The sequence below is a fragment of the Xanthomonas maliensis genome (genome assembly GCF_009192945.1).
Classification (GTDB): domain Bacteria; phylum Pseudomonadota; class Gammaproteobacteria; order Xanthomonadales; family Xanthomonadaceae; genus Xanthomonas; species Xanthomonas maliensis.
In genome coordinates this window covers 24,237-50,683 of the sequence record NZ_NSET01000063.1, presented here as the reverse complement: position 1 = coordinate 50,683, position 26,447 = coordinate 24,237, and the positions used below count along the sequence as shown (strand labels likewise).

Below are 26,447 nucleotides of genomic sequence, written 5' to 3'. Positions count from 1 at the left end.
GCCTTGGCTGCGCTTGGGACATTCCCACACGGCTGACGCTTCCTATCTGGCTAATCACTGCGAGCACTGCGACACGCTCATCGGAGCATGGTTCATCAGCAAGCCAGGTGAGGCTTTCTTCCCGTTATCAGACGAGGAAACCGAGCAGTTGACGATAACGTGGATAGATCAATCCATCGAGTTGGAGGACTTGGGTGGGGCGCAGGCGTCCTGGATAGATCGGCTTCTTGGTTGCGATCGGCCATCCGCAGCTCGGCGGCGGAAGAGGGGATAGGTTGGTGCTGACGGACGAACTTCTCAAACAGCTGCGCTACAAGGGCGAAGGATCTGACCTCGATTACAAGTCTGAGCGGCCGACCTTCATCAAGGCAAGTGATGATGACAAGTCTGAGTTGCTGTAGGACATCCTTGCCTTGGCCAATGCCCCTCGAGATGGCACGGCTTACATTCTCTTCGGCTTCAAGGAGAATGTGCCGCACCCAGCAGGGGTGGTGGGGCTTCCCGCTGAGGGCGCCATTGACGACTCCAGGCTCCAACAATTCGTCAATGAGAAGCTGGAAACAAAGCTTCACTTCCGCTACGAGGAGCGATTGTTCGATGGCAAGCACGTGGCGGTGCTGAGCATTCCCAAGCAGCCGCGGCCGTTCTACCTTGCCAAGCCCTACGGCAAACTCGCCAAGGACACGGTCTATGTCCGAAGGGGAAGCGCTACCGGGATTGCCAGCTTGCGCGAGGTGGCCATGATGGGAGCGGCCAATGCCGAGAGGCCTACCCCTAAGCTGGAGTTGCTTCTGCTGGACCAAGAGGGCCGGCCGCTGGCGAGCCAGCTGGATCGTGTCTTCTATCAGTTCCCTGACGATATTCCCGACTACGAGTCAGATCCGGGCCCTCTTTATCAGATCCGATACGACAATCACGACTTCTACTGTCAACGCCGATTTAAACCTGACCCCCATTCCGCCGGATCGCCGAAGTAAATCTGACCCACCCGGGGTCTGCTTCCTGGCGGTCATGCCGCTGCCGTTGCCCTCCTGGCCGTCTGTCCGGCCTTGCGCTTGTCCTTCAGTCGGTAGCTCTCGCCGATGATCTGCACGATGTGGGCATGGTGCAGCAGACGGTCGAGCATGGCCGCGGTGAGCGTCTGGTCGTCGGCGAAGGCGCTGTGCCACTGCGTGAACGGCAGGTTGCTGGTGAGCACCATCGAGCCGCGCTCATAGCGCTTGGCGACGACGTTGAAGAACAGGTTGGCCTCATCGCGACCGAAGGGCAGGTAGCCGATCTCGTCGACCACCAGCAGCTTCGGCCCGAGCACCGCGCGGTTGAAGTAGTCTTTGAGCCGGTTCTGGGCCTTGGCCGCAGCCAACTGCATCATCAGGTCCGCTGCGGTGATGAACCGCGCCTTGTGCCCCGCCATGACGGCACGCTGGCACAGCGCCAGGGCGATGTGGGTCTTGCCCACGCCGCTGGGTCCGAGCATCACCACGTTCTCGGCACGTTCGACGAAGGCCAGGTGGCCGAGCTCGACGATCTGCGCCTTCGGGGCGCCGCCCGCCTGGGCCCAGTCGAACTGCTCGAGCGTCTTGATGGACGGCATCGTCGCTAGGCGCATCAGCACCGTGCGCTTGCGCTCCTCGCGGGCTGCTTGCTCGCTCGCGAGCACACGCTCCAGGAAGTCCGCGAAGCTGGCGCCATCACGCGCTGCGTCCTGCGCCAGGGCGGGCCAGTCGCCGGCGAGCCGGACGAGCTTGAGCTGGTCGCACAGCTCGGCGATGCGGTCGTGCTGCAGGCCCATCACACCACCTCCAGCAGGGCGTCGTAGACCGAGAGCGGATGCTGCAGGCTCTGCAACGGCAGGACGACGCGCTGGCGAACGGGTATAGGCGCTTGCAAGGCGGGCGCAGCCAGCATGACCGCACGCTCTTCGGCCAGGCGCACTGCCGGCACCGCCTTGGTGGTGGCATGCACGCGGGCATTGGCGACCTCGTCGAGCCATCGCCGGACGTGGATGTTGGCCAGATGGGCATCGAGCCGCAGCCCGCTGGCTTCCAGCGTCGCCGCCAGCGGGACCACGAAGCTGCCCTTGAGGTAGGCGTTGAACCGCTCGACCTTGCCCTTCGTCTTGGCACGGTAAGGCCGGCACAGCCGAGGCTTGAAGCCGCAACTGTCGGCGAGTTCACGCAGTTCGGCATTCCAGCGGTGCTGGCCTTCGCCGTAGGCATCGCGTTCTATGACGACGGCCTTCGTGTTGTCGAAGAGCACATGCTCGGGCACGCCGCCGAAGTAGTCGAACGCCTCACGCAGTCCGGTGCACAGGGTGGCGACGTCCTCGCCCGCGCACGCCACGAACTTGACGTAGCTCGCACGGCTGTAGCCCAGCGTGGCGACCATTGCCAGCAACGGATCACGGCCCCGGCGCACGTAGGTGAAGTCGGCTTGCATCTGCTGGCCTGGCGGCGTCTCGAAGCGCACCAGCGGCTCGGGCTCGGACTTCCTGAGCGGTGCGAGGAATGCCTTGAGCTGGCTGATGCCGCCCGTTTAGCCACGCACCTGGATCTCGCGCAGCAGCACCGTCGCCGGGATCCAGCGCGGATGGGCCTGCGCGAGGCGTTCGCGCAGATAGGACTGGTAGGCGTCGAGCTTGCAGGCCCTCGGCTCGCGCGGGCCATACCGTTGCGCATCTTGATCGCGCAGGTACCTGCGCACCGTATTGCGCGAGCAGTCCAACTGCTTCGCGATCGCTCTGACACTCTCGCCCCTGCGGGCCATCACTCGTATCTCCACTGCCTGCTCCTGAGTCAACATCAGCAGCCTTCAAAAGGCCGCCATCGTGTCCCAGGTGGGTCACTTTTACGTCGGCGCAGTGGGTCACTTTTACATCGGCGCTAACATTCTACAGGGATGGAGCGGAATACAGGTCCGCGATGGGACGGTTTGTTGGTGTCAGCTTGATCTTGGCCAATCGATCCGACTTCTCATTGAGCAATGCGAAGTTGGAGGTCAGGGTTCAAGCCCCCAATGGTGCGGTAATCGAGATGATGCGGTTCGATGATCTTCCAGATGAGCCAGAAATCTCGGGGATCAGGTCCTATATCGGTCGCTCTGTTGTGGAGCGGCTTCAGGAGCGCGTACACATCGATGGTCGTGGCGGACAACCAGTTGGCCATGTCCTCCTTGGGACGATACGACCTGGGGAAGAGACGCGCTGCGAGCAGGACATTGTCCTGCTGCCGCCGCTACCTGGAACTTACGAGCTCTATGTCCGGATCCTCGCTAGCGAGGTAGGGGCACCAGTTGAGTGGCGCCATACCTTGGCCATTAGTGGCCCCGTTGAGGTACTGGATCTCAAGGGGCTTCAATCCCTGCTCTTCCAAGACCTTACGGACAAGCTCGACAAGGACTGACGGCTGATCAGCTAGTCAGTTGTTTAGCGCAGGGACTGTACGCTTGGAAACCCTGTGTTCAATGCAGGTATTTTGCCTGCCGGTTCTCAAATGCCGGGGTGGTGCCCTCAAGCACGTTGAGGACGGACTTATTTAGCTCCATGCTCTCAATGGCTCCGCTTTGGTAACGCAACGCATATCCTCCAGCACGATCAAACTCCGCGTGGATGATCTGCTCAGCGTCACAGCACACGGCCAAGTTGGCATTATGAGTCACCATCACGATCTGACGGGTCTGCTTGGCCCGCTGGATGATCGGAACCAGCATTGAGTAGACCGTCTGGTTGTCAAGGTTCTCCTCTGGCTGATCGAGGATAAGGGGGGTGGGGTCAGTGTCGACCAGCAGATAGAAGATGAGTAGCAATGCGCCTCGTTGTCCTGGCGACATTTGCTGGATGCTTGTGCCTGCTAGGCTTAGAGAGAACTTGGCCTCCAAGTTGCGGAGATCGAACAGGGAGTCATAGAAGTGCGCCGCCTCAACTTTTGCTCTCAGGATCGGCAGCAAGGGCAGGTCGTTGTCGCCACTCCTCGTGATCTCGCTGCGGATGGCTCGTAGGCCTGTGACGACGCTCTCCGTGTCATTGAAGTCTATCGAGCGGATCAGCCCATTGAGTTTCGAAGCGCCTTCCTCCTCCCCCCGGAAGCCACCTGTATTCTGCTTCACCTGCCCAAAGAAGCTTTCAAAGAATGCAGATCGATCAAAGAACAGGGCGCTTTGGAACGCCACCTTGAGCTCTTCAGCGACGCCAGGCACTGACCTGACAATCTCCTCGACGCCATCGAAGAGCGGCCGGCGCGACTCCGCAATTGAAAGGAGTTCTTGGTGAATCTGACGAACACGCTCATCCTGCTTCGCCTGCAGCTCCCTGCATCGGTCGGGCAGCGTAGATAACTCTTGAATTCTCGCCTTGTAGAACGCCACGGTATCTGCCTGGCCTTCCGTGCCAACAATCTGGGCGCGAACCCGCTCCCACGTCGCGCGAGCAGCAAGGTACTCCTGGTACGCCTTGGAGGGGCCATCCAGCTTTTCCTGAAGCAGTTTTTGCTCAGCCTCAAGTGTCTCTCGCGCCAGCTGGCGCGCCAGTTCTTGCTGAACAAGCTGTTCGATCTGAAGCGTGTCCTCCGCCGCCACCTCCCGCAGAAGTCCCGACTTGACGTCGACGGTGACCAGCGGCTGGATATTGACAGCGACTTCTTCCAACTCCTTTTCCAAGCTTGCACCTAGCTGCCTGGCCTGTACGGCGTAGTCGTCCAAGCGCTGTGCGACGCTAACCACCTTGGTGCGGCGTAAAGCCAGCTTACGTCGGGTGGACTCGGAACTCTGGCGGATCGACTCTCCGGCGGCAAGTTCCTCGGCTATCACCTTCAGTCGCTCTGCCTCCGGGGACGCGTCATCAGTACTGGCTTCAGGTTTCAGGATTTCGACGGGCATCTTAGCGTTGTGATCGCCGAGTTCGAGCTCCTTGGACGCGAGGCGCTCCCTGAGTTCATTGAGGTGGCCTGCGCTCGCTTGGCGCTCCAATTCAGCGAGCGCGTGATTGATCTCACCGAGCGCAGCTCGGTGAGCACCGACGCGCTCAAGCGTGGGGCGCTCCTTGTCCGCCAAGTATTCATCCAACCCGGCGTGCGAGCCCTTGTCAGCGCTGTCCAGGTGCGAGAAGAGCACTTGTCGGATCTCTGCGCTGAATTGATCGGACTGTCCGTTGATGTGATCGTTGCAGAGCATCTCGAAGTAGTCCTGCGAGATGTACTTTACGCGCTCGGGTTGATCCTCTTTGAACCGCTGGTCCAACGACACCTGCGCTGCATCGTTGTTCCACCAAGTGAGCACTGCCTCGAACGCTGTGGCCCGCTGGGTCGCCCCGCTCTTGAAGCGATCATCGATCAGGAAAGTGAAGTACTCATGGGCTTTGGAATTGCCGGCCAAGGCCAATACTTCTGCCAAGCCGCTCTTGCCTGAGCCCTTGTTGCCGATGATCGCCACCAGATCGGGGTTCAGCTCAATGTCCGTGCCGTCAAACCACGCCTCAGTAAGGGTGGCCGAGGGTTTGCGCGTGACCTCCAGCCTTTTCATGAACAAGCGGCCGTTGTCTCTCACCTGGGCCAGTTTGGATGGAATGTCGCCGATAAAGGAACGGAAGGATGGCTCCTTGATCGCGTGGCACATGCCTTGGAAGGTAGGCTCGGCCTTGATCCATGTCTTCATGCCGTTCGGAAACACGCCGTAGTCTGCGTGCTTGTGGGCATCGGTACCACGCACACACAATCGGGGGGTCGACCCCAGCGATTCCCAAAATGCGTCAAAGTACTTCTCATTGACAGCCGACCTGACGCCGTGAAAGGCGTCGCGGTTGCCCTGATCCTTGCACTCGAAGATGCTCGCTGTGGTCATGTGGCGCCTGACCTCCGCATAGTGCGGCCCCGACTTAATGTCTTTGAGACCGCCATAGGTGTCCCAAGGCATCAGAAGCAGTCCGCGCGAGCCCAGCGTGTTCAGTGCTTTGGTCAGGGACTGGGGCGTCACCATTGCGGTTCGCCACCCGACATTCAATGCGTACTCGTCGTCTTGGGCTACACGTGCAGGGTCGAAGCCGGAAGGGATGAGTTTGTCTGCGCCCAGCTCTCGGGCGTACTGCACGAGACACGCTTCGCTCAGCCCTCGTTCGCCTCCACGAAGGCTTAGTTTCAGGTCGTTCAACACGTCTTGGAGGACTTGGCGTTCAACTGTAGGGTCGATTATCAGATGCACATTGAGTCGCTTGTCCAGCGAGCTCTCTACACGCAGCTCGATACCGGGGAAGATCTGCTTGTTCGGCAGCTCATCCGGTTGCTGGCGCACATAGTCGGCCACCGCCAGGTAACCATCGAATGTCCAGTAGTCCATAATTACGAAGACATCCGGTTCGGCATTCCTCAGTGAAAGGACTGTCTGTTTGACGATCGCCTGTCTGGCCTCGCCAATGGCTCCACGCAAGTTGGGCGAACCATTCCATTGATACGATGCCGGTGTGTGACAGTGGAAGTCCCAGACTCTCCACAGCGCCCCTTGCGACGTACGTTCCATCACTGAACCCCCCTGTTCTCGTAGTTGTATATCGGTGCCAACGTGTCGCGCCGGACGAGGCCAAGCAGATGCGCCTGCGCGGACTTCACCGGCTTGCGTGCAGATCAGACCCTATCTTCAGCGTCAGTCCTGGCAGCGCCGCATCAGGGCTAACCACCGCGCAGAGTAGATCGCCGATGGCCATGCGCTCGGCGGGCACCTCCGCACCGAGGCCCGTCCAGGGGGAGCAACCCATCCTGAAGATGCTTCCATTCTCCAGCGGCGCGTCGGTCGAGGTATCCGGCTGATGCGCATGCATGTGAATTCGAGAATCCTGCTTTCCGCGCTGGGCGATCAACCGCTGCTCGCTGACGAAGCTCTCGACCATTACAGCAAAATCAAGGCTCGCGCCACGATCCACGCTGATTTCCGATCGGCTTATGTGGGTAATGAACTCAAAGCCCACGCGCTCAATGCGAACGGCTGCCTTCTGTAGCCGCAATTGGCAGAAAGGTGTGGCAGTGAGGTCAAGTTCAGCACGGGCGGACAGTTGAAGTATTCCGCGCTGTGACCAGTCACGCGCCGGTTTAAGCTGGCTGACAAATGATAGAAGCAGGCGATGAGCCTCGCCCAACAGACTGACCAAGCTCGCGCCGCGTTCCCCTGTGCGGGTTGAAAACAGATCGAATTGAGGATCCAGTGCCTTTTCGGGCCGAAGATCGATGTGCAACTTAAAATCCGGCTCTAACTCGTCGATCAGTGGAATGGCGGCTGCAGCGAACTGTACATTTCGCAGTTCGGCCGCGGCCATATGCAGATGGAAATGCAGGTGCCTGCCCGGCAGTCCCCACTCCTGATCAGATAGATCACGAACTAGGTACAGCTCAATGCCCTTACTACGGGCATACGCGACCGCTCCTTCCTCAAACCCCGTGGTCGTGAATATGGCACCGTGATTGGCTGCCAAGCCTTCCAGGCTGGCAGCAAGCACGTCGACACGGTCACGCCCAACGGGCTCCTTCCAGCGCTTGCATTCCACCAGCGTAGTGAGGGTGTAGAGCGGGGATTTTCGAACGATTTTGACGTCAATCTGCCGCTTTGCACCATACCGATCAACTTCGGTGACATTGTGCTGGACGATGACATCCCCGTCGGCGGCATGAAGCTCCTTTATGAACCGCTCGAACGCATTCCAGTCGTAGTACTGATGCATGAAACCCGATGGATCCACCTCTCCCCCTTCAGTGCGAACTCCGCGCACATGGTGCCCAGACCGATTGTACTGCGGCCGGCATACGCTCGAGCCGCCACACCTTCATCCACAGCAATCCAACGTCAACGGCGGCAGCGAGTGCCCCAGCCGTGGGCGGACAGGGCTCCTCCAGCAGCTGCGCTGCCGGATTGTGGGACACACGACCGTGCTGATAATGGCCAATGACACTGGCCGCCGAGCGGTGGTCGGTCATGGCCATCAAGGAGGACAGGGCGACAGCGACCGGAACCAGCAGCGGCCTGTCCGGACTGTGGCACCTGCTCCATCGACGAGCCTTAATAGCGTCGCCCTTCAGTCTTCAAGCAGTCGAGCAGCGGGGTTAGCTGTGGCTCCGCCGGCCTGAAAATATCCCACAACGCTGGACACCGACCGGTGCTCGGTCAGCTGCATGATCGCTGGCAGCGCCACGCCCTGCCGGCTGGCCTCGGTCACGAACCCCGACCGCAGGCTGTGTCCGCCAAAATCTCCCTCCAGCCCTGCGAGGCGCGCCCGCCGCTGCACGATCTCGCCTACCGCGGCGGGGGACAGGGCAGGGCCCACGCGTTGTTTCCATAACCTCCGGAAAATCGCCCCCTCGGTGATCCCGGACGCCTCCAGCCAATCCTGCAGTGCGAGGGCAGCCCGATCCAGCACCGGCTTGTCCGGCGTCGAGGTTGCGGTGACGCCGGCTTGCTGGGTCTTGCTGTGCTCCAGGCGGTAGATATAGCCCGCCTCGCCGATCCGACGCAGGTCGCGCAGGTCGGCAGCGGCGATCTCACTGCGCCGGCGGCCCCCGCTGGCAAACCCAAAGCAGAGCAGGGCACGATCACGTATCCCTTCCAAACTGTCGTCGCAGGTGGCCAGCAGCGCCGCCAGCTCGGGCAGGGTGATGGCTGTCTTCTTACGTGGGCGCTCACCGCGTTTGACAGCGGCCCGGGCGGCCCGGCTGAGCACGGTCCGAATCGCAGGCTGCTCGCAAGGATTGCTGACTTGCTTAAGCCGGTGTGCCGTGGACAGGACCGCAACGCGATGGCGTACGGTGGCCAAGGTCCAGGGCCCAAGCTTGGCCTTGAGGCCAGCGGCCACCAACGCCTGGTCGATGGCCGTCGGCAGTTCCCAAGCCAATTCACCCTCGGCCGAGCGGCGCTGCACGTGATCGACCACGAACTGCAGCACGGTGGCTTCGGGCACCGGCAGTGCGAGCTCAATGCCGTAGCGCGCTGCGTGCCAGCCAGCCCAGTAGCGCAGGGCACTGGTGTAGCTGCGGGTGGTGTTTTCCGCGGCTGCTTCGGCCAGCAGCTCACGCACCGCATCGGCGGCCTGCTGGGCCAGCTGTTCCGGTAGCACCAGGTTGGCGGCCGTCGCGGCGAGAACGGGAATCGTAGAATTATCTTTCATACTATGTAATTTATACTACGAAATAGAGCTTATACCCGCGATAATCATCACTTATCGCGAGTACGTCAACTGCAGGGCAGGGCGCCAATCCGGGAGGCACTTCAATGGCCAGAGGCATCACAGAATCAGATGTTCACGCCGCCGCCGACGCGCTTGTCGCGCTGGGCGAACGTCCGACCGTGGAACGCATCCGAGCTCATCTTGGCACTGGCTCGCCCAACACCGTGGTTCGCTGGCTGGAAACCTGGTGGAGAGGATTGGGTGCGCGGCTAACCGCGCAGCAGGTCAAACTTGAGCTACCCAATGCCCCTGCAGAGCTGGCGACCTTAGCCTCACAATGGTGGGAGCACGCGCTGGCAGCAGCACAGCGCCACGCTGACGACCAGCTGGCTCAACAGCGTGCCAACCTCGTCGCGCTAGAAGATGACTTCGGTAATCGGGAGGCCGCTTGGCAAGCGCAGATTCACCAGCATACCGCTGCTGCCGACCAAGCTCGGCAGTCGCTGGTTGTCGCCGAACAGCGGCTGGCCGATCTCCAGCGCTTGTGCGATCAACAGCTTACTCAAATTGCCGACCTGACCACGCAACGCGAAGACTTGCGTGATCGCTGCACCCAGATGGAACAAGAGGTTGGTGTGCTGCAGGGCCGCTACAGCGAGCGTGAGGCAGTGATCACCGTCGAGCGCAATCGTCAGGCCGACCACGTGCGCGCAATTGAAGATAGGGCGCATGCAGAGATCGATCGGGCACGACAGGAAGCTCAGGCACTTCTAAAGCAACTTACGAGCGCACAACGGGAGCGTCAGACGTTTGAACAGCACGCTCGCCAGCAAGAAGACAGTACCCGTCAGGCATTGGCTGAGGCGCTACGAGAAGCTGCCGTCGAGCGAGCTCGAGCCGACACCCTGGCAGCAGAGTTACAACGTACCGTCTCAGCGAGGCCCACGTCACGCCAGAAGTCGGCCGCACCGGCGGCACGCAAGTCGCGCCGCGCCCCACGTTAGACAACAAGCGCATGGTATGCTCAAGCCATGAGTGCCTACCACCGCTACGAGCCCGGCTTTCGAATACCGGCGTGATCGCAACGATCACGCCCCTGTAGCTCAATTGGTAGAGCAGCGGATTTATATCCCGTCAGCGCCAGATAAGCGGCAAGTGCCGGTTCGAGCCCGGCCAGGGGCACCATCTTTTCGCGTCGCCGCAGCTGATGCGTCGAACTGTGCCTGCTTACGTCCAAGCTTTTAATTGATGCGCTTCTTTCTCGATACCGAATGGGCCGATACCATAGGCTCTGAGCTCGTTAGCATCGCTCTCGTGGCTGAGAGCGGCATTGACTACCTCTACGCCGAGCGAGAGATCTTGCCGGCGCGCCCGACTGACTTCGTTCGCAGCGTCGTGTATCCACTGCTGGATCGGGACCAGTCGGTCTTGACGGATCAAGCGATGACCAGACGCTTACGCGGTTTTCTCAACTCCGCAAGTGCTCCACTGATCTTTGCGGACTACGCCAACGATCTTCAGCTTCTGCACTACGTGCTCGCGGGCTTCGATCTACCCGATACCCAAGTCTCTGCGTGCGGCCCGACACCTCGAGCAGTGGATGTGCAGATCATTCACGACAGGCAGACGGCGACATTGGTGGAAGCCTACTTTGAGGCTCATCCTGCAGTTCAGTCCAGACGACATCATGCCTTGGTCGATGCAGAAGCACTGCGAGTGGCATGGCATGTCTCTACCGGTCGCGTGCCATGCCCAGCATGGGGCGTTGATGCTATGGCACGAGTAAGCGCACACCCTAGCTAACCATCGTAAGCAGAACCGTGGGGAGAGAGAAGCGGCATGAATGACCTCGCAGACGAACTAGATCCGCAGTACCGATCATGGCTGTTGTCTCAGGCTGTGCCTCATGTATGGGCTGCAACGTTTTCCCTCCATCTTGATAAAGGCGAGGGCACAGCAATCGCGACAGCAGATGCTGCGGCTGGCGTGGTGAAAAGGCTAAAGGATGAACCTGTGCTTCCTCCAGAGGAGGTTGTTGCCAAGTCGGGCTTCGTCTTTTCCTTCGACGATTTTCGGGGCTGGTACCGTGTCACTCATCGATTGCAACAGTCCAGTGGCTCGATCTACCGAGATCCCACTGATACTGAGATCGAGCAAGCCTTCGAGAGCTACCAACAAAGCCGCAGTGACTTCTACTAAGGTCTGGGAACACCAGACCGACAACGGTATGCCATCTTGGCGAATCCGGGGCAGCTTTTCCTTCGTTCCATCCTGGAGTAAACATGGCCAAGCTCGATCCCCGTGTTTCCGAATTTGAGTCGACCGAAGCCGCCGAGGACTACGACTGGTGGTTCCGGGCGAAGATCAAGCGCGCCCTGGCCAACACGCGGCCGACGATTTCGCACGACCAAGTGATGGCGCGCGCACACGCTGCGATCGAAGCAGCCGCAAAGCGATAGAAGCTCGCTGATGAACCAGGTCCAGAGCTGCAGGAACTTGTCGTCCTATGGAACAGCGCTGCTGGAACTTAAGGTCCAGATCTCAGTACTGGCGGTTGTTCCGGTCAACTCCGGGGCGTTTTTTGCGTCGTTCCATCAAAGCTGGGGCGACTTGTCCAGGCTCCGAGAAATGTGCGGCGTATGTCCGCGGCAAATGGGGTGTATGTCTGCGGGAACGGGGGCATTTCCTGCGCGGCAATCAGGTGTCTAGCTTCATTGCCGAGTCCGCTTGTTGAGGGACCAGCAGTGATAGGCCGCCAGGGCGCACAGCAGCGTCAATACAGCGAACTTCGCATAATGTATAGAAGGTAGTCGTTATGGCGGCAGGCGAGAGCGCCGCCATCAGCCCGTCATGCGCTCCTGCGTGTATTCCCAGAGCGATCACGCCTACTGCCCCGATCACCGTGGTGACCGGGGACAGTCTGTCCCACAGCGCACTCCACGCCTTCCGCTCAACCGGTGAGCTGGCTTCCTCTTCGCGCACTTTGACCGCAAGGGCAGGGTCAGCCTGAGCCAGGGCGATTAGCGCCATCAGATGCGCATCGGTGATCTTTCCGCCTTTGCGCCATACAGACACTGACTGCGCCGTGACACCCAGCGTCTGAGCTATTGCGCGATCACTGTCGCGGATACACGTTTTCCGCGCGTTGTCAAGCAATTTATTTATAGTGTCCATATCAGTTACCAGTTGACAGCTGTGTCAGTCCTCAGTTTACATGCTCGTCGTATCAGTTAGTGACTGATACCCCGCCCCCCGGTACCCCCCGGGGGCCCCGGGTCAGGGTAGGGGACAGGCACAAGGGGACATTACGTGACGCATCACATTATCTTGGCCATCTGGCTGGTCCTTATCGCGTGCGCGTACCTGCGCTGCGCCATCGGCCTGGTCGTCTATCGCCGCCAGGCTTCCTTCGCTCTCCTCGACTCCGACTACCGCGCCTTCGCCCTTGTCGCCAATGCCAAGCGCGAGGTGCGCCGCAATGTCTGACCTGGTCGAAATCCCCGGAATCAATTTGTTCATCTTGTTTGACCTGCTCAGCTGGGCGCGCGAGTTCGGCCATGCCGACCTGGTCGAAATCTACCTGGCCATGATCGCCCAGCGCATCCAGCTCATCGGCAACACCCCGGCGGTGTCTCTGTGACGCTGTCGATCGCTCAGTGGGAACGCGACCTGTGGTCTGGGCGTACTGGTTCGGTAGCACACCACTTTTCCGGCCGTGAGTCAGAGATACGTGACGCCTCAGAGCCGGCGCAGCCGGCTGGCCCGAGCAGTAACACGGGCCAAAAGTCTCCGAAGATCAGCACACTCACGGCCCCGCTGATTGACTATTGCACCCTCGTTTTTGACACCGACAAGTCGGCGAAGCTGTTCCGTCGCATGACGATGACTGACATCGTTGATTACGTCTTTGGCACCTCTGGCTCAATTGCCTGCGGCCCCTTGCTTGATCGCACCTTGAATCGTCGTTACCCACGTAGCGCAACTCTCGTTGATTGCCTATCCGAGGTTGCCGGCAAGGTTGGCATTACTGACGACGGTGAGGTTTGCCTTGTTCTTTCAGGTCAGGGTTGCCAGCACGTCCCCAGTTGGCGCCACGTCCACCAGGTGGCCAGCGATCTCGGCGCGCACATCACTCGTCTCGATATTGCCGTCGATGATCTGACCGGCGAGACCTTCGATATCCATCACTTTCACGATCTCTACCTGACCGGTGCATTCGCCATGAATGGACGTCCTCCTCAAGGCTCTTTTGTCGATGACATGGGCAGTGATAAGGGGTGCTCGCTTTACGTCGGCCAGAAGGGGCATAAGCAGCTCAATGTCTACGAGAAGGGCAAGCAGCTTGGCGACCCCGATAGCGGCCATACGCGTTGTGAGCTTCGCCTCTACGCAAAGCGCACCGAGCTTCCTCTTGATGCTCTCATCAATCCAGCTCGCTATTTCGGCGGTGCATACCCCGTTCTTGAAGACCTTGTTATTGGCGAATTCGAGCGCCTACAGGTCAAGGAGCGCATGGTCAATGCCAGCGTCAAAGCCATGGTCAAGTTTATGGCTACTCAGGTTGGCACTCACTTCACCGCATTGCTCGATGCCGTTGGCGAAGAACGCTCTATTCGCATCATTTCCGATCACCTTGCCCGCCCTGGTCGTCCCGGTCGATTCAAGCCCATCACTGGCGACTACATTGGCCTAGTACGCAATCAGCTCGACTCCATTTTTCCCGAGCCCTCCTAGCACCCTCGGGCACCGTGTCGCTTGCGGCGCGGGGCCCGCCCACTTCACCGCCACCGTACCGTGACGCGTCACGGAATTCCGCACCATCACCATCAAGGAACCATCGCAATGAAGATCACGATCACCGACACCCGCGTTACCGAAAAGAACTGGCAGAAGGGCGACCGCAGCGGTGTTATTCGCACCCAGGAAGCCATGGCCGAGACCCGTAAGTTCCGTCAGACCGTCCGACTGGATCTGGGCAAGGAACCAGCCTACGAGCCCGGCATCTATGAGCTCGACCTCGAAGAGAACGTCAGTGTCGGCGATTTCGGCGACTTCAAGCTCGCCCGCAAGCCCACGCTGGTGCGCGTAGACAAGCCCGCCGCTGCCTCGCAGCCGCCCGTCAAGGCTGCCTGATCTGAGCACTAAATCACCATGGAAAGCACCGTGCTCGTCGCTCATTGCAAAGCATCGGACTTCGATGCCTCAACGCAGACGTGTGCGGCGGTCTTCTGGGGTCCCTCGTCGAGTTTCCCGCCTCCCATGGACGTGGGCGAGGGCATCGCGGTCTCAGCTGTTATCGCTGGAGCGTGGGCCATCGGATACATGATCCGGCAGTCACGACGTGTTGCCGGAGCGTGAGGCGCCACCGCGTTACCACTCTCAACCAACCAAGGAAAAAGTCATGCCCAAGTTCAAGACCCTGTTTGCTCAAGCCGCTGCCGTTACCGCTACCGCGCTCGTCGCCCCGATGGCTTTCGCTGGCGAAATGTCGGACGCCGTCAAGGCCAGTATCGACAACACCGAACTGCTCGGCATCGGCGTCATCGTCCTGACCATCTCCGGCATCGTCCTGATGATCCGTAGCGGTAAGAAGGCGGCCAACTGATTGCGGGGCAGGGCGGGGCAACCCGCCCTTTCCCGTTGTGGGATACACCATGTATGCAGGTTACTTCGTCATGATCGCGCTCTTGGGAGCCTTATGGCTCGCCCTGGATTCCTGACCATCGTTCCCCGTGCGATTGCCTCGGTGATCGCACGTCTCTGCGCATCTGCCATTGGCCTCCTTGCCGCCTATGTGCTCGTCGCAGGCATCCTCGCTTCCGTCGGCATCAGTAACGCGCACGCTGGCATCCTCGGTTGCACCGCTGCCAGTGAGTGCGATGAAGGTAAGGCCCAGGCGCTTGCCCGGCAGCGTTCTACCCAGATCAAGTGCTATGACAAGGACATGAACCTTGTCGCCAATCCCAATCCCGGTGCCGTCCTGGCAGAGCAGGGCACAGCCTATTACCCGCTGACATGCGGCGGCGTGCCGACAGATGACCCATACCGCTTCGGCGCGCAGTGCAACTCCCGACCCGATTACAACGGACCATTTCCAGGCTCGCAGAGTGGCACACCTGTCAGCGGTTCCTATCAATGCAATAGCGGCTGCATCCAGACGTGGACGCCAAACGCTGACGGCACGTGGAACGGCGGATATGGTGCCAATCAGGTTTGCGACCCGAACAACAACAACTGCGGTCCCGGCTTCCACTACAACACCGTGCTCGCCATGTGTGAGCCTGACTTGCCGCCCGAGTGCCCCAACGGCCAGACCAAGAACGCCAAGGGTCAGTGCGAGCCCAGCCAGTGCCCCGCCGGCATGACGCTGCAGCAGGATGGCACCTGCGCACCATCCCATAACGAGTGCCCGCCTGGTCAGGTCAAATCCCCCAGCGGTAGCTGCTTGCCTGGTGATGGTCAGTGCGCCAAGGGCGAGGTCATGGGCGCTGACGGCACCTGCAAGAAGGATAGCGACGGCGATGGCTCACCCGATGACGGTGGCGGCGATGGTGATGGCGACAAGCACACGTTTTCCGGCGGCGACGACTGTGATACGCCTCCGAGCTGCAACGGCGATCCGATCATGTGCGGTCAGGCGCGCATCCAATGGCGCATCGATTGCAACACGCGCCGCAATCGCAATATCAGCGGCGGTAGCTGCGCCAACATGCCTGTGTGCACGGGCGATAAGTGTGATGCCATCGAGTACAACGCGCTGTTGTTTCAGTGGCGCACCGCCTGCGCGACCGAGAAGCTTGCTCAGGCCGGCGCCGGATCTGGCAATACAGGCCAACCCGATTGGACCAAGGTCGGCAACATGTCCCAGGATCCAGGTGCAGGCGCCAGCCCTGACGACACCAAGGTGCTCACGACCAATCAAGTCGATGTCAACTCGCTTGACCAATCCGGTTTCGGCGGTGGTCAGTGCGTTGGTTTCGTCAACGGCGTTGGCGGTTCCGGCATTTCCTCGGGCTTCATGCAGACGCTTGCCTCACCGCCTCCGCTCTGGTGCAACTTTATCGATCAGGTCAAGGCAATCATGATCCTGATCGGCGCCGTCTCCTCCGCCTTTATTCTCGCCAAGATGGGGAATACCTGATGCCAATGATCATTGGTGCTTTGATCGCCGCACTGATCCAGGCCCTGCGCACCTATCTGCCTGGCATCATTGGCCGCGTTCTTCTCGCTTTCGGCATCGGGCTCGTGACCAACGAAATCGCCATGCCTGCCTTGAAGTCCTTCGTGCAATCCAAGCTCGGCGCCCTCGGCGCTGTCGGCGTTGCGTATTGGGATGCCACCGGCCTGGGCATCATGGTCACCATGATTTTGTCCGCCATCCTCGCGGTGCAATCGCATCGCGTATTGCTCAAGAAGCTTTCAGGGAGCTGATATGGGTCTCTACCTCGTCACCGGCCAGCCCGGCCACGGCAAGACCGCCTACGCGCTCGACAAGGCGTTCCAGTGGAAGAAGGAAGGGCGCACGATCTACGCGCATGGCGTCAAGGATCTTGACTACGACAAAGCCGGCTTCAAGCACATCGAAGATCCCACACAGTGGGAAAAGCTGCCTGACGGATCTGTCGTGCTGCTCGATGAGTGCTATACCATCTTTCCGAATCGCAACCCCGGCTCCAAGGTGCCCGATCATGTCGATGCGATGGCTCGCCACCGCCATCGCGGTTTCGATTTCATCTTGATTGCACAGCAGGGCCTGCAGCTCGATCCGTTCTTGCGTGGCCTCTATGAGGAGCACTGCCATGTGCGCCAGACCTCTGTCTTCAAGTCGAAGACCAAGCTCAAGCGCTGGACGCAATATCAGTCCAACGTGCAGGGCCATTGCGCAGACGTGCGTGACTGGGTTCGCCCCAAGTACGTGTTCGACTACTACACGTCCACCACCATGGTTACGACCAAGCGCAGCGTCCCCATGTGGCTGCGCTGGATCTGCGTTGGCGTTGTTGTCCTCTTGTTGCTCCTCTATGGGCTCAAGTGGAATTTTGATCGCACCAATGCGCAGTACGAAGCCGAGCGTTCCCCAAATATAGAACGCGCGTCACCGACAGCCCTTGGACGTAGTCCGGGGGCGGGCGGGGCCGCGCGCACTTATGCGACGCCCACCGACTATGCTAAGGCGCATGTCGCGCGATTTGCGACCATGCCGTGGACTGCCCCGATCTACGATGGTGGCTCACCCGTGGGTCAGCCGCAGCTCTACTGCATGTCCAGCCTGGCCGGCACCGATGCCCACGGCGTCTACCGTGAAGCGTCCTGCAGCTGCATCACCGAGCAGGGCACCAAATACGATTTGGATCAGCCACAGTGCCGCACCGTGGCCAGGAACAGCACGCCATACAACCCGTATAAGCAACCCAGCACGCCGCCGCCTGCCTACGTCCCGCCGGTTGACCAGGTCAACCACGACCAGGTCGCAACGGTTCCCGGCGTGGTGATCGGCCACGGCACGCGCACCACGGGTACGTTCCCCGAATCCAAGCCGTACGCGACCGCGACCACTATTCCCGCGACCACGGCCGATCTATAATATTGTGACGCGACACGATATTGGTCACTTACCAAGCTAAGGGGCAGGGGATGGATCACCACACTTTGATGTCTATCGGCGCTGGCGTCCTGCTGCTCGCCGTCGCTGCCCGCCTGGTCGTTGCCGGCATTCGTTCCAACAAGAACCGTGGGAGCCTGCGGTAATGCGTGACGACAAAGACACCGCGACGCTGCAGCTTCCGTTACCCGGTCGACCAGGTCGGCCGCCTGCCAACGGCTTGGCCGCCATGACCGATGCAGAGCGTTCCAAGCTGTACCGCCAGCGTCAGGCCGTCCGCCTCGCCAAGGGCCGCCGCAACCTGCAGGAGCTGACCGATGTCCTCCTGCTTGAGCAGATCCGCCAGACCATCTCTAACGGATCGTCCCGCCGCACCGTGGCCAGGTACGTCACCGAGCTGGCGCGCCGCTACGGCTGATCCTGGTCATGACCAGGGGTGTAGGGGGCTTGCCCCCTACGGATCACGCCTCACCCGCGCCGTGGACGCCGCCGGCCCCGTCCAGGTCGGCCCACGGGTGCATCCGCGCCGAACCCCGCGCCAGCCTCCATTGATGACGCCTGTTCCCGCTGGCGCCGCAGCACGTCCCGCAGGTAGATGACCTTGCACTGTCCTGGACGTCGCGCCCCCGGAGTCATTGCGGCAGTAGGCGTTCGCGGATTTGCCGATCGCGCATTTCGCTCCATCGACATCATCAACGACCATTCCCGCGCGATCGCGCAGGTCAGCGACCACCAGGCCATGTCGGCCGGTCGCAGGTCTCTGCCTTCTGGGGTGAACATCCTGCCTCCCTGAAAACCAAAACCGGCCCAAGGGCCGGTCAGGTCGACGTGCTCGTCGGTGTCTAGCTTCATTGCCGAGTCCGCTTGTTGAGGGACCAGCAGTGATAGGCCGTCAGGCCGCACAGCAGCGTCAATAGCAGCACTTCGCATAATGTATATTATGTCATATGTCGATCAGGGAGACGTCCAGGCTTTTAGCTTCTGCCCAGGCCAATCGCCGGCTGCTCGATCCTCGTCTGCTCCGATCCGTCGATCCGGCTCCATGGTCGGTGCCGCTGCTTCAAAGGCGCCGTCGTTCGCGGCGTACCTTCCATCCCGCTGGCGCGCTGCGGCAAGCCGTTGCCACGATGGTGCAAGCGGTGCCAGCGATGCACTGGGAGGCTGTGGCATCGTCCGCTTCGTGTGCTTCGTTGCCCATCATGACTGCTACCTGGTTTCGGCTGTCCGAGCATGTTCGTCTGCTTCCGCGCGTCAATGGTTGGTTCGCGCATCCTTATCTGATCTCCCCGTTGACCTTCGGGCTGTATACCGAGCACTCGCATCTGTCGATGATGGATTCCTTCCTCGAGGATCCCGAGCAGCACCGTGCGGCGCTGCGCGAGCCGGACATGCGCGGTGGTCCCTTTATTGATCATCCGGGCGATGTCGGCGACATCCGCCGGTTTCGCGACCAAACGCTGCAGCGCTGCGCGACTCAGCTGCGGTATGCCGAGGCGATCGCGGCGGTTTATTCGCTGCTGCACGCCGAGGCCAAGGGGGCTGGGTTGGCGGGCCTGTACGCCAAGGTCGATCCTTTGATCCGCGACAAGCTGGAGCTGTTCTACGACGTCAGCAAGCAGCCGGGCGTGCGCTTCATGGAGCGCCAGTTCTATGCCAGCACGGCCTACGATCCGGGCCTGCAGAGCGCGGTGCTGGAGCCTGTCAGCGACCAGGAGCGCGCGTTTGCGCTGAGCACGCCGCAATTGCCCTCGGCGTCCGGTTCGTTGGAGCTGGCAGTGCCGTTTGCCGATCCGTTCTGGGATCAACTGTGCGGTGGCATGGCCGATGGCGATGCCCTACTCGACCAGATCCTGCGCTATGCGCCTGCCGGCACCACGCGCGAAGCGGCGCGGGCGCTGTTGACCGATGCGCCGTTGCCAGGCCAGCCCGCGCCGGACGGCGTGCGCGTGCGCTATTTCGGCCATGCCTGCGTGCTGATCGAGGGCGCCGGGGTCAGCATTCTGATCGATCCGCTGATCAGTTATCCGGGCGAATGCGCTATCGATCATTTCACCTTCGACGACCTGCCGGCGAAGATCGATTACCTGTTGATCACCCATCCGCACCAGGACCATGTGGTCATGGAGGCGCTGCTGCGTATCCGCCATCGCATCGGCACGGTGGTGGTGGGACGCGCCGGCGGCGGCGATCTTCAGGACATTTCGCTGAAGCTGTGCCTGGAGCACTGCGGCTTTGCCAATGTGGTGGAATTGGCCGACTACGAAGAGTTGCGGTTTGCCCAGGGACGCATCGTCGGCGCGCCGTTCTATGGCGAGCATGCGGACCTGGATATCCGCGCCAAACTGGTGCATGCGGTGGAATTGGATGGCAAGGTCTGCGTTCTGTTTGCCGATTCGCGTCCGCCGATGGCCGAGTTCTATGCGCCGTTGAAGGCGATGTTCCCCAGGATCGACTGTATGTTCTTGGGCATGGAATGCGTCGGCGCGCCGGCAACCTGGCTGTATGGGCCGCTGTTGCAGAAGATGCTCACACGCGGCGAGGACCAGTCGCGGCGTCTGGACGGCTGCGACAGTGCATTGGCCAGTGCGCTGCAGGAGTTCTTCCTGCCGGAGCGGCTGTACGTGTATGCGATGGGCGCCGAACCCTGGGTCACCCATATCACCAGCATCCTCTATTCCGAGGAGTTGCCGCAGTTCCGTGAGGCGCGTCAGCTGGAAGCGAATGCCCGCGCCGCCGGCCGCCATGCCGAACTGCTGTTCGGCCGGTGCGAAATCACGCTTTGAATTCGGGGTGCACATGTCCGACGCACGCGCGTATCTGCGGGCCGATGCGGTGGCCCGCCCGCTGTTGAACCATTGGGTGCTGTGGGACATGCTGATTCCGCCGGCGCAATCGGCGTTGGTGGTGGCCAAGCAGCAACTGCCGATCCTGGAGTCCTATCTGCGCGCGCCCGAACAGCATGCGTTGGCGGCACGGGATCCGGCCCTGATGGGCGGACCTTGGATCAACTACCCAACGCCCAGGACCGAGGAAATCCGCCAATTGCGCGAGCGCAGCCTGCTCGTGCAGAGCGAGGCGCTCGCGCTGGCGGCGGCATTGAAGGCGGTGGAAACGCTGCTACGGCAACAGGCCACCGGCCAATCGCTGGAGCCGCTGTATGCGCAACTCCCCAGTGAGCTGGCCGGGTTGGTGGAACTGGTCTACGACCTCAACGATCACCCCGGCCTGCGCCTGATGGAAGGCCTGCTGTATCGCAGCCGCTTCTATCGGCGCGATCTGCAACAGTTCGCCTTCGGCCGGGTCGATCGCGACTGGCTGCCGTACGAGCGCAGCACGCCGGTGTTGGAAGCGCCCGACTCGCCGGTCGTGGCGCTGCCCTGGGACGATGCGCGACTGGATGCGTTGTTCGCTGCCGAGCAGCAGCCGGTGGCGATTGCCGAGCTCGGCGAGCGCCTTGGTCTCAGTGCGGCCCAGCATGCCGGCTTCGCGCGGCTGTTCGACGCCGTACCGGCGCCGCAGCGGCACCGCCCGCCGGACGGCGGCCTGCGTCTGCGCTATCTCGGCCATGCCTGCCTGCTGATCGAGTCCGAGCAGGTCAGCATCCTCACCGATCCGTTCGTCGCCTACGACTACCAGGCCGACCCGCCCCGCTACACCTTGGCCGATCTGCCCGCGCGCATCGACTACGTGCTGATCACCCACGGCCATAGCGACCATATCCGCCCGGAGATCTTGCTGCGGCTACGCCATCGCATTGGAACCGTGGTGGTTCCGCACAGTGCCGGACGTCGCCTGCAGGATCCCTCGTTGAAGCTGATGCTGCAGGCGCTGGGATTTACGCAGGTGATCGAGCTGCACGAGTTCGAGCGCATTGCCCTGCCCGGCGGCGCGATCACTGCCCTTCCCTTCCTCGGTGAGCACAGCGATCTGGATATCCAGGGCAAGGCCGGATATCACATCCGCCTGAATGACTGCAGCGCGGCCTGCCTGGCCGACTCCTGCAATCTGGATCCGCAGTTGTACCAGCACGTGGCTGCCGAGCTGGGCGCGGTCGATGCGCTGTTCCTGGGCATGGAATGCGAAGGCTCGCCGCTGAGTTGGGGCTATGGGCACCTGCTGAGCCGTCGCATCGATCCCAAACTGGATCGCAGTCGCCGCGATCGCGGCTCGCATGCCGACGAGGCGATCGCGCTGATCGATCGCTGGCCGGCGCAACGTGCCTATGTCTACGCGATGGGCCAGGAGCCCTGGTTGAATCATGTGTTGGCGATCAACCAGTCGGGCGAGCATCTGGGCCTGCGCGAGGCCGATCGCTTCCTGGCACATTGCCGTGCGCGTGGCATCGAGGGGGAACGCCTGTTCGGCATGAAGGAATTGCACCTGCCCGCTGGCTGAGCGTGGGCAGCGAACGCCACGCTTCTCGCTCCCGGCGGCGTGCCGCCAGGAGGGAGAGCGCGGGGACCCGTTCAGTGGCCGGCAGCGGCCATGGCGTCGCGCAGGCTTTTCGGACGCATGTCGGTCCAGTGTTCGTTGACATAGTCCAGGCAGGCCTGCTTCGGATGGGACTCGAACACCACCGTCCAGCCATTGGGCACCTCGGCATAGTCCGGCCACAAGGCGTATTGCTCTTCGTGGTTGATCACCACCACGTAGTTCTGGTCCTGTTCGTCGTCGTGAATCGACATCTGTGCGTTCTCCGTTGGGGTGAGTGACGGCAGGTTGCACGCATCTGGCAATGCGCGGGGCGTCGGCCGCACGTTCGACGCGCCCTGATGGATCGTTCGATCAGCTGCCCGAGACCATGCCGGCGATCGGTCTCGGTGTCCGTGTCCTGCAGCTCAAGTCCGCTGCGTGATCGGCGTCCGGCGTCGGTTCGGGACCCACCAGGCGGCCATAGTCCAGCGTCAGGACGCGGTCGGCCAGCTGGCGGTAGCCCTGGTCGTGGGTCACCAGCACCAGCGTCTTGCCGCGCGCCCGCAATGCCGGCAACAGCACGGTGTAGAAGCGCTCGCGGAAAGCCTGATCCTGGTCGGCGGTGAGTTCGTCGAAGATCATGATCTGGCGGTCGTCCAGGCAGGCCTGCACCAAGGCCAGGCGCTTGCGTTGCCCCTGCGAGAGCTCGACACGGGCGAATACGCTCTGCTCGGCCTCGAAGCCGACCTTCGCGGCGAGGTCCACGCGCTGCAGCCACTCCTGCACTTGCGCGGGGTCGGCGCGTTCGCCGCCAGCGCCGATCACGTGCTCGAACAACATGAAATCGAAGAACACCGCGCTGAACAGCGCTTGATAGTCGGCCAGCGCCAGGTCCTTGCCCAGCACCCGCCCGTCGACGAGGATGCGCCCGTCGCTGGGCTGCAGCAGTCCGCTCAGCAACAGCAGCAAGGTCGACTTGCCGCTGCCGTTGCCGCCGGTCACGAACACGGTCTCGCCGCGCTGCACTGTCAGATCGATCGGGCCGAACTGGAACAGGTCGCCCTGGTCGCTGGCGTAGCGGTAGGCCACCTGTTCCAATCGCAGCGTGGTCCAGCTCGGCGCGCTTGGCAGTGGCAGGGGATTGGGCGCGTTTCCGACGTGCGGCGCGCTGTTGGCCGACAGCTCTTCCGCAACGTCGAGTCCCACCTCACGCAGATGACGGAGACTGGCCGTTGCGCTGCCGACCTGCGCGCCCAGATCGAACAAGGCATTGAGCGGGCCGCTGATGAACAAGCCGGTGATGACGAACTGCAGGATCGTGGCCGAGGGCACGTCGAACAGGTAGCGGCCGGCCAGGATTGCCGCCAGCACCCAGCCATAGCCGATCAACTCGGCGCAGGCGTCGCTGATGCCCCAATGCAGGCTGGTATCGAACTGGGTGCGGCGGGCGTTGTCGATCGCCGGCTGCAACTGCCGTCGGGAGAAATGCCCTGCCCTGGCCGTCGACAGCGTCAGTTCCTTCTTGCCTTCCACCAAGGTGCGCAGTAGGCCATTGAGCTGTTCCTCGGCCTGGCGCATGCGGTCATAGGCCGGTCCGGTGAAACGGCGGGTCAGATGGAACAGCAGGCCGGACAGGCCGATGAAGGGAACCACCACCGCGAACAGCGACGGCGAGATCCACGCCAGATACGCCAACCCGCCCAGCGACAGCAAGCTGTTGGTCAACAACACCGGCCCCATCTGGATCATCTGGGTCAGGCGACCGACGTCGCCGATCAGCGCACCGAAGACGGCATGCTTGCGGTGCATCAGGCGCTGCAATGGCAGCGCCAGGAAGCGGTCCGACAGGTCGCGGCGTAATTCGGCCATCAGGCCGCTGCCGACCTGCGCGGCCAGCCGTGCGGACAGCAGCCGCACCAGCAACGCCGCGCCCAGCAGAAGCGCACCGCGCACCAAGGCCTCGGCCACCTGCAGGTGCTGTAACCGGGTAGCGGTGGCATTGAGATAGTCCAGCAGCAGCATCGAGGTGCCGGCGCTGGCGGCCGACAGCAGCGACAGGCCAGCCAGCGTCCGCGCGTGACGGCGCAGATAGCGACCGATCAACACGGCTGCACTCCCACGACCGCGCGATGAGGGAACGCTGCTGCCGACGCGTGGCCGTGTGTGGGCATCGGCGCGCTCATTGTCCGCTCCACTGCGGTGGACGTTTTTCCACGAAGGCCTGTGCCCCTTCGCGGCTGTCCTGGCTATGGCGACGGCGCTCTTCCCAGGAGTAGCGCGCGGCGAAGGCCTCGGCCAGCGGCAGCGTCGCAGCCGTGGCCGCGGCCTGCTTGATCGCCCGCAGCGACAACGGTGCGCAAGCCAGCAGATCCTGCACCCAAGCGTCCACGCAGGCATCCAGGCGCTCGGCCGGTACTACGTCGTTGACCAGGCCCAGGGCCAGCGCACGCGCTGCATCCAGGCGGCGACCGGTCAGCAGATAGCCCATGGCGGTGCGATACGGCAGCTGCCGTGTCAGGCGAAACACGCCGCCGGCGCCAGCGATCAGGCCGAGCCGGGCCTCGGGCAAGGCGAATTCGGCGGTGTCGGTGGCGACGATGATGTCGCAGGCCAGCGCCAGCTCGAAGCCGCCCCCCAGCGCGAGCCCGTTGACTCTGGCGATCACCGGCTTGCACAGGTCGAAGCGCTCGGTCAGGCGCGGCCATCCGGCCGCGCCCTGGCTGCCGAACGACGATGACGGCACGCCCTCGGCCAGTCGTGTGGCCAATTCCTTCAAGTCCTGTCCGACTGAGAACGCGCGCTCGCCGCTGCCGCTCAGCACGGCCACCCATAGCGTGTCGTCGCGTTCGAAGCTGTCCCAGGCATCGGCCAGCGCGGCATGGGTGGCCAGATCCAGCGCGTTGAGCACCGCCGGGCGGTTCAAGGTGATACGCGCGACATGCCCATCGCGCTCGAACAGGACGGGCGTGCTCGTCATCCGAGCACCCGCGGGTCGCAAAGAAAACGGCGCAGACGCTGCACGCCTTCGTCGATCTGGTCATCGGAGAGATAGCTGCACGACAGCCGCAAGGTCTGCTGGCCGCCGTCGTCCAGGTAGAACATGCGCATCGGTGTCCACAGCACGCCGTAGCTCCGCGCGGCCACTTCCAGCAAGGCGGCATCCACTGGCACGCCGAGTTGCATGCAGACGAAGAACCCGCCGGCCGGCTGGTTCCAGCGCAGGGCCGGATGCGCGCTGGCCAGCGCGCCGAGTTCGCGCTGCAAGGCCGCCAGCAGGCGGGCCAGCTTGCGTTGATAGAACCCGGCGCGGTCTGCGCCCAGCGCGGCAAGCGAGCCGCCATGGCTCAGCAGCATGCCGCCGGCGATGGCCTGGCAGACCGGCGAGGTGTTGACGGTGACCATGCTCTTGAGCGCGGCCAGTGCATCGGCCAGCACCCGTGGCGGGCCGTTGTCCAATGGGGCGCAAAGCGGCTGGTCGGCAACCACGAAGCCGACCCGGATACCCGGCAAGGCAATCTTGGCGAAGGTGCCCAGATGGACCACCCTGCCCTGGCGGTCCATCGCCTTCAGCGACGGGATGGCCCGGTGCGCCGGCACGGTGAAGCCGTAGGTGCTGTCTTCCAGGATCCAGAAATCGTGCGCTGCGGCGACATCGAGCAAGGCCTGACGCTGGCTGCGATCGAGGAGGCTGCCGGAGGGGTTGGAGATATCCGGGGCCACGTAGAGCGCACGCAGGCGCCGGCCTTGTGCCTGCAAGTCGCCGCAGGCGCGTTGCAGTTGATCCAGATCGACACGGCCGTCGTGTTCGTCGATGCCCAGCAACGGGATGTCGAGGACGCGCGCCGCACCCATCGCACCGACGAAGCACGGTTGCACCACCGCCAGCACATCGCCGGGCTGGGCGAACAAGGCACGCAGCACCAGCAGCATCGCTTCCTGGAAGCCCACGGTCACCACGATGCTCGAGGCGGCGATGTCCAGGCCCTGGTCATGCCGCAGCGCTTGAGCGAGCAGTGCATTGATGATGCCGCGGCTGGGGCCGTACTGGTACAAACGCCGGCGCGCCTGCGCTGCGCTCAAGCCTTCGCTGCGCACCAGGTGGGTGAGATAGGTCTGCAGATGGACGTTGAGATCCAGCGGTTCCAGCAGGCTCGCTGCCGGTGCGCCGGGAGCGAACGAGATCGCATCGGGATAGCGGTCGATGATGTCGTTGAGGAAATCGATCGCCCCCAGCACCGGATCGCCCAGGCTGCCGTGCAACTCCGTGAGCGGAAGCATTGCCACGGCGGGCGGCGCCGG

28 protein-coding genes, 1 tRNA gene and 1 pseudogene are annotated in these 26,447 nt (G+C 62.2%); 19 read left to right on the top strand and 11 right to left on the bottom strand.

The features are described from left to right. Positions 1-227: 227 nt before the first annotated feature. Positions 228-401: a hypothetical protein gene (locus CKY51_RS22520; protein WP_170292354.1), complete on the top strand. Its 174-nt coding sequence runs from the start codon at positions 228-230 to the stop codon at positions 399-401. Positions 402-413: 12 nt separating this feature from the next. Next, a complete protein-coding gene (locus CKY51_RS18855; RefSeq protein WP_170292353.1) occupies positions 414-977 on the top strand; it encodes an AlbA family DNA-binding domain-containing protein in 564 nt (187 codons plus the stop codon). 32 nt (positions 978-1,009) lie between these two features. Here CKY51_RS18855 and istB read toward each other — a convergent pair whose 3' ends face one another. Further along, positions 1,010-1,792 carry an IS21-like element ISXci1 family helper ATPase IstB gene (istB, locus tag CKY51_RS18850; protein WP_022973738.1) on the bottom strand — a complete coding sequence of 261 codons (783 nt, stop codon included), beginning with the start codon at positions 1,790-1,792 and terminating at the stop codon, positions 1,010-1,012. Next, a pseudogene (gene istA / locus CKY51_RS18845) lies at positions 1,792-2,802 on the bottom strand (IS21 family transposase). Before istA ends, istB begins: the two are co-directional and overlap by 1 nt. A gap of 143 nt (positions 2,803-2,945) precedes the next feature. On the opposite strand from istA, the gene CKY51_RS18840 reads away from it, so the two are divergent. Beyond that, a complete protein-coding gene (locus CKY51_RS18840) occupies positions 2,946-3,401 on the top strand; it encodes a hypothetical protein (protein ID WP_170292352.1) in 456 nt (151 codons plus the stop codon). Positions 3,402-3,459: 58 nt separating this feature from the next. Here CKY51_RS18840 and CKY51_RS18835 read toward each other — a convergent pair whose 3' ends face one another. From CKY51_RS18835 to CKY51_RS18825, 3 genes are all read right to left on the bottom strand, one after another. Further along, positions 3,460-6,504 (bottom strand): TrlF family AAA-like ATPase, encoded by a 3,045-nt coding sequence (locus CKY51_RS18835; RefSeq protein WP_152249663.1) that lies wholly within the window; start codon positions 6,502-6,504, stop codon positions 3,460-3,462. An 85-nt stretch (positions 6,505-6,589) separates the two neighbouring features. Further along, positions 6,590-7,696, bottom strand: a complete 1,107-nt coding sequence (locus CKY51_RS18830; protein ID WP_152249662.1) for a restriction endonuclease — start codon at positions 7,694-7,696, stop codon at positions 6,590-6,592. Between the two features lie 351 nt (positions 7,697-8,047). Continuing rightward, positions 8,048-9,133 (bottom strand): site-specific integrase, encoded by a 1,086-nt coding sequence (locus CKY51_RS18825; RefSeq protein ID WP_022974746.1) that lies wholly within the window; start codon positions 9,131-9,133, stop codon positions 8,048-8,050. A 104-nt stretch (positions 9,134-9,237) separates the two neighbouring features. On the opposite strand from CKY51_RS18825, the gene CKY51_RS18820 reads away from it, so the two are divergent. The 5 genes from CKY51_RS18820 (at position 9,238) to relB (ending at position 11,592) form a co-directional block, all read left to right on the top strand. Then, the gene (locus tag CKY51_RS18820) at positions 9,238-10,137 is read left to right on the top strand and encodes a DNA-binding protein (RefSeq protein ID WP_081641473.1); all 900 of its coding nucleotides are present in this window, start codon (positions 9,238-9,240) and stop codon (positions 10,135-10,137) included. 88 nt (positions 10,138-10,225) lie between these two features. Then, positions 10,226-10,318, top strand: a tRNA-Ile gene (locus tag CKY51_RS18815). A gap of 63 nt (positions 10,319-10,381) precedes the next feature. Further along, on the top strand, positions 10,382-10,936 hold the full coding sequence (locus tag CKY51_RS18810) for a 3'-5' exoribonuclease (protein WP_152249661.1): 555 nt from the start codon (positions 10,382-10,384) through the stop codon (positions 10,934-10,936). 36 nt (positions 10,937-10,972) lie between these two features. After that, positions 10,973-11,332, top strand: a complete 360-nt coding sequence (locus CKY51_RS18805) for a hypothetical protein (RefSeq protein ID WP_152249660.1) — start codon at positions 10,973-10,975, stop codon at positions 11,330-11,332. Between the two features lie 83 nt (positions 11,333-11,415). Next, complete coding sequence (gene relB, locus CKY51_RS18800; protein WP_152249659.1) at positions 11,416-11,592, top strand: type II toxin-antitoxin system RelB family antitoxin; 177 nt, start codon at positions 11,416-11,418, stop codon at positions 11,590-11,592. Positions 11,593-11,830: 238 nt separating this feature from the next. On the opposite strand, the gene CKY51_RS18795 is transcribed toward relB, so the two are convergent. Beyond that, on the bottom strand, positions 11,831-12,307 hold the full coding sequence (locus tag CKY51_RS18795) for a DUF3693 domain-containing protein (protein ID WP_152249658.1): 477 nt from the start codon (positions 12,305-12,307) through the stop codon (positions 11,831-11,833). A 153-nt stretch (positions 12,308-12,460) separates the two neighbouring features. On the opposite strand from CKY51_RS18795, the gene CKY51_RS22515 reads away from it, so the two are divergent. The 9 genes from CKY51_RS22515 to CKY51_RS18755 all read left to right on the top strand — a co-directional run bounded on the left by CKY51_RS22515 (position 12,461) and on the right by CKY51_RS18755 (position 18,153). Then, the gene (locus CKY51_RS22515) at positions 12,461-12,619 is read left to right on the top strand and encodes a hypothetical protein (protein WP_155975891.1); all 159 of its coding nucleotides are present in this window, start codon (positions 12,461-12,463) and stop codon (positions 12,617-12,619) included. After that, positions 12,612-12,773: a hypothetical protein gene (locus CKY51_RS22510; protein WP_022973013.1), complete on the top strand. Its 162-nt coding sequence runs from the start codon at positions 12,612-12,614 to the stop codon at positions 12,771-12,773. The genes CKY51_RS22515 and CKY51_RS22510 overlap by 8 nt, the downstream gene beginning before the upstream one ends. Beyond that, positions 12,770-13,867, top strand: a complete 1,098-nt coding sequence (locus tag CKY51_RS18790; protein WP_244952557.1) for a replication initiation factor domain-containing protein — start codon at positions 12,770-12,772, stop codon at positions 13,865-13,867. Before CKY51_RS22510 ends, CKY51_RS18790 begins: the two co-directional genes overlap by 4 nt. Positions 13,868-13,975: 108 nt before the next feature. Next, entirely contained in the window at positions 13,976-14,266 is a 291-nt protein-coding gene (locus CKY51_RS18785) for a hypothetical protein (protein ID WP_152249657.1), read from the top strand. A gap of 268 nt (positions 14,267-14,534) precedes the next feature. Continuing rightward, complete coding sequence (locus tag CKY51_RS18775) at positions 14,535-14,738, top strand: hypothetical protein (RefSeq protein ID WP_152249656.1); 204 nt, start codon at positions 14,535-14,537, stop codon at positions 14,736-14,738. A gap of 141 nt (positions 14,739-14,879) precedes the next feature. Further along, a complete protein-coding gene (locus tag CKY51_RS18770; protein WP_152249655.1) occupies positions 14,880-16,274 on the top strand; it encodes a hypothetical protein in 1,395 nt (464 codons plus the stop codon). Beyond that, on the top strand, positions 16,274-16,564 hold the full coding sequence (locus CKY51_RS18765) for a hypothetical protein (RefSeq protein WP_031340113.1): 291 nt from the start codon (positions 16,274-16,276) through the stop codon (positions 16,562-16,564). Before CKY51_RS18770 ends, CKY51_RS18765 begins: the two co-directional genes overlap by 1 nt. A 1-nt stretch (position 16,565) precedes the next feature. After that, a complete protein-coding gene (locus CKY51_RS18760; RefSeq protein ID WP_152249654.1) occupies positions 16,566-17,717 on the top strand; it encodes a zonular occludens toxin domain-containing protein in 1,152 nt (383 codons plus the stop codon). A gap of 163 nt (positions 17,718-17,880) precedes the next feature. Further along, a complete protein-coding gene (locus CKY51_RS18755) occupies positions 17,881-18,153 on the top strand; it encodes a hypothetical protein (RefSeq protein WP_022973014.1) in 273 nt (90 codons plus the stop codon). 50 nt (positions 18,154-18,203) lie between these two features. On the opposite strand, the gene CKY51_RS18750 is transcribed toward CKY51_RS18755, so the two are convergent. Beyond that, complete coding sequence (locus CKY51_RS18750) at positions 18,204-18,587, bottom strand: DUF3653 domain-containing protein (protein WP_031340108.1); 384 nt, start codon at positions 18,585-18,587, stop codon at positions 18,204-18,206. Between the two features lie 347 nt (positions 18,588-18,934). Here CKY51_RS18750 and CKY51_RS18745 point away from each other — a divergent pair, with 347 nt between their 5' ends. Continuing rightward, complete coding sequence (locus tag CKY51_RS18745; RefSeq protein WP_152249653.1) at positions 18,935-20,518, top strand: MBL fold metallo-hydrolase; 1,584 nt, start codon at positions 18,935-18,937, stop codon at positions 20,516-20,518. Positions 20,519-20,531: 13 nt separating this feature from the next. Continuing rightward, a complete protein-coding gene (locus CKY51_RS18740; RefSeq protein WP_022973010.1) occupies positions 20,532-22,130 on the top strand; it encodes an MBL fold metallo-hydrolase in 1,599 nt (532 codons plus the stop codon). 71 nt (positions 22,131-22,201) lie between these two features. Here the strand turns inward: CKY51_RS18740 and CKY51_RS18735 are convergent, their stop codons facing one another. From CKY51_RS18735 to CKY51_RS18720, 4 genes are all read right to left on the bottom strand, one after another. Continuing rightward, positions 22,202-22,420 carry an MbtH family protein gene (locus tag CKY51_RS18735; protein WP_152249652.1) on the bottom strand — a complete coding sequence of 73 codons (219 nt, stop codon included), beginning with the start codon at positions 22,418-22,420 and terminating at the stop codon, positions 22,202-22,204. Positions 22,421-22,520: 100 nt separating this feature from the next. After that, positions 22,521-24,254 carry a cyclic peptide export ABC transporter gene (locus CKY51_RS18730; protein WP_022973008.1) on the bottom strand — a complete coding sequence of 578 codons (1,734 nt, stop codon included), beginning with the start codon at positions 24,252-24,254 and terminating at the stop codon, positions 22,521-22,523. A gap of 73 nt (positions 24,255-24,327) precedes the next feature. After that, positions 24,328-25,125 carry an enoyl-CoA-hydratase DpgD gene (gene dpgD / locus CKY51_RS18725; RefSeq protein WP_022973007.1) on the bottom strand — a complete coding sequence of 266 codons (798 nt, stop codon included), beginning with the start codon at positions 25,123-25,125 and terminating at the stop codon, positions 24,328-24,330. Beyond that, complete coding sequence (locus CKY51_RS18720; protein WP_038221624.1) at positions 25,122-26,426, bottom strand: aminotransferase-like domain-containing protein; 1,305 nt, start codon at positions 26,424-26,426, stop codon at positions 25,122-25,124. Before CKY51_RS18720 ends, dpgD begins: the two co-directional genes overlap by 4 nt. Positions 26,427-26,447 lie beyond the last annotated feature (21 nt).

Coding starts and splice junctions, on each gene's coding strand:
- istB (WP_022973738.1), bottom strand. CDS start 1,792: ATGGGCCTGCAGCACGACCGCATCGCCGAGCTGTGCGACCAGCTCAAG.
- CKY51_RS18835 (WP_152249663.1), bottom strand. CDS start 6,504: ATGGAACGTACGTCGCAAGGGGCGCTGTGGAGAGTCTGGGACTTCCAC.
- CKY51_RS18830 (WP_152249662.1), bottom strand. CDS start 7,696: ATGCATCAGTACTACGACTGGAATGCGTTCGAGCGGTTCATAAAGGAG.
- CKY51_RS18825 (WP_022974746.1), bottom strand. CDS start 9,133: ATGAAAGATAATTCTACGATTCCCGTTCTCGCCGCGACGGCCGCCAAC.
- CKY51_RS18820 (WP_081641473.1), top strand. CDS start 9,238: ATGGCCAGAGGCATCACAGAATCAGATGTTCACGCCGCCGCCGACGCG.
- CKY51_RS18810 (WP_152249661.1), top strand. CDS start 10,382: ATGCGCTTCTTTCTCGATACCGAATGGGCCGATACCATAGGCTCTGAG.
- CKY51_RS18805 (WP_152249660.1), top strand. CDS start 10,973: ATGAATGACCTCGCAGACGAACTAGATCCGCAGTACCGATCATGGCTG.
- relB (WP_152249659.1), top strand. CDS start 11,416: ATGGCCAAGCTCGATCCCCGTGTTTCCGAATTTGAGTCGACCGAAGCC.
- CKY51_RS18795 (WP_152249658.1), bottom strand. CDS start 12,307: ATGGACACTATAAATAAATTGCTTGACAACGCGCGGAAAACGTGTATC.
- CKY51_RS22510 (WP_022973013.1), top strand. CDS start 12,612: ATGTCTGACCTGGTCGAAATCCCCGGAATCAATTTGTTCATCTTGTTT.
- CKY51_RS18785 (WP_152249657.1), top strand. CDS start 13,976: ATGAAGATCACGATCACCGACACCCGCGTTACCGAAAAGAACTGGCAG.
- CKY51_RS18775 (WP_152249656.1), top strand. CDS start 14,535: ATGCCCAAGTTCAAGACCCTGTTTGCTCAAGCCGCTGCCGTTACCGCT.
- CKY51_RS18765 (WP_031340113.1), top strand. CDS start 16,274: ATGCCAATGATCATTGGTGCTTTGATCGCCGCACTGATCCAGGCCCTG.
- CKY51_RS18760 (WP_152249654.1), top strand. CDS start 16,566: ATGGGTCTCTACCTCGTCACCGGCCAGCCCGGCCACGGCAAGACCGCC.
- CKY51_RS18755 (WP_022973014.1), top strand. CDS start 17,881: ATGCGTGACGACAAAGACACCGCGACGCTGCAGCTTCCGTTACCCGGT.
- CKY51_RS18750 (WP_031340108.1), bottom strand. CDS start 18,587: ATGAAGCTAGACACCGACGAGCACGTCGACCTGACCGGCCCTTGGGCC.
- CKY51_RS18745 (WP_152249653.1), top strand. CDS start 18,935: ATGACTGCTACCTGGTTTCGGCTGTCCGAGCATGTTCGTCTGCTTCCG.
- CKY51_RS18740 (WP_022973010.1), top strand. CDS start 20,532: ATGTCCGACGCACGCGCGTATCTGCGGGCCGATGCGGTGGCCCGCCCG.
- CKY51_RS18735 (WP_152249652.1), bottom strand. CDS start 22,420: ATGTCGATTCACGACGACGAACAGGACCAGAACTACGTGGTGGTGATC.
- dpgD (WP_022973007.1), bottom strand. CDS start 25,125: ATGACGAGCACGCCCGTCCTGTTCGAGCGCGATGGGCATGTCGCGCGT.
- CKY51_RS18720 (WP_038221624.1), bottom strand. CDS start 26,426: ATGCTTCCGCTCACGGAGTTGCACGGCAGCCTGGGCGATCCGGTGCTG.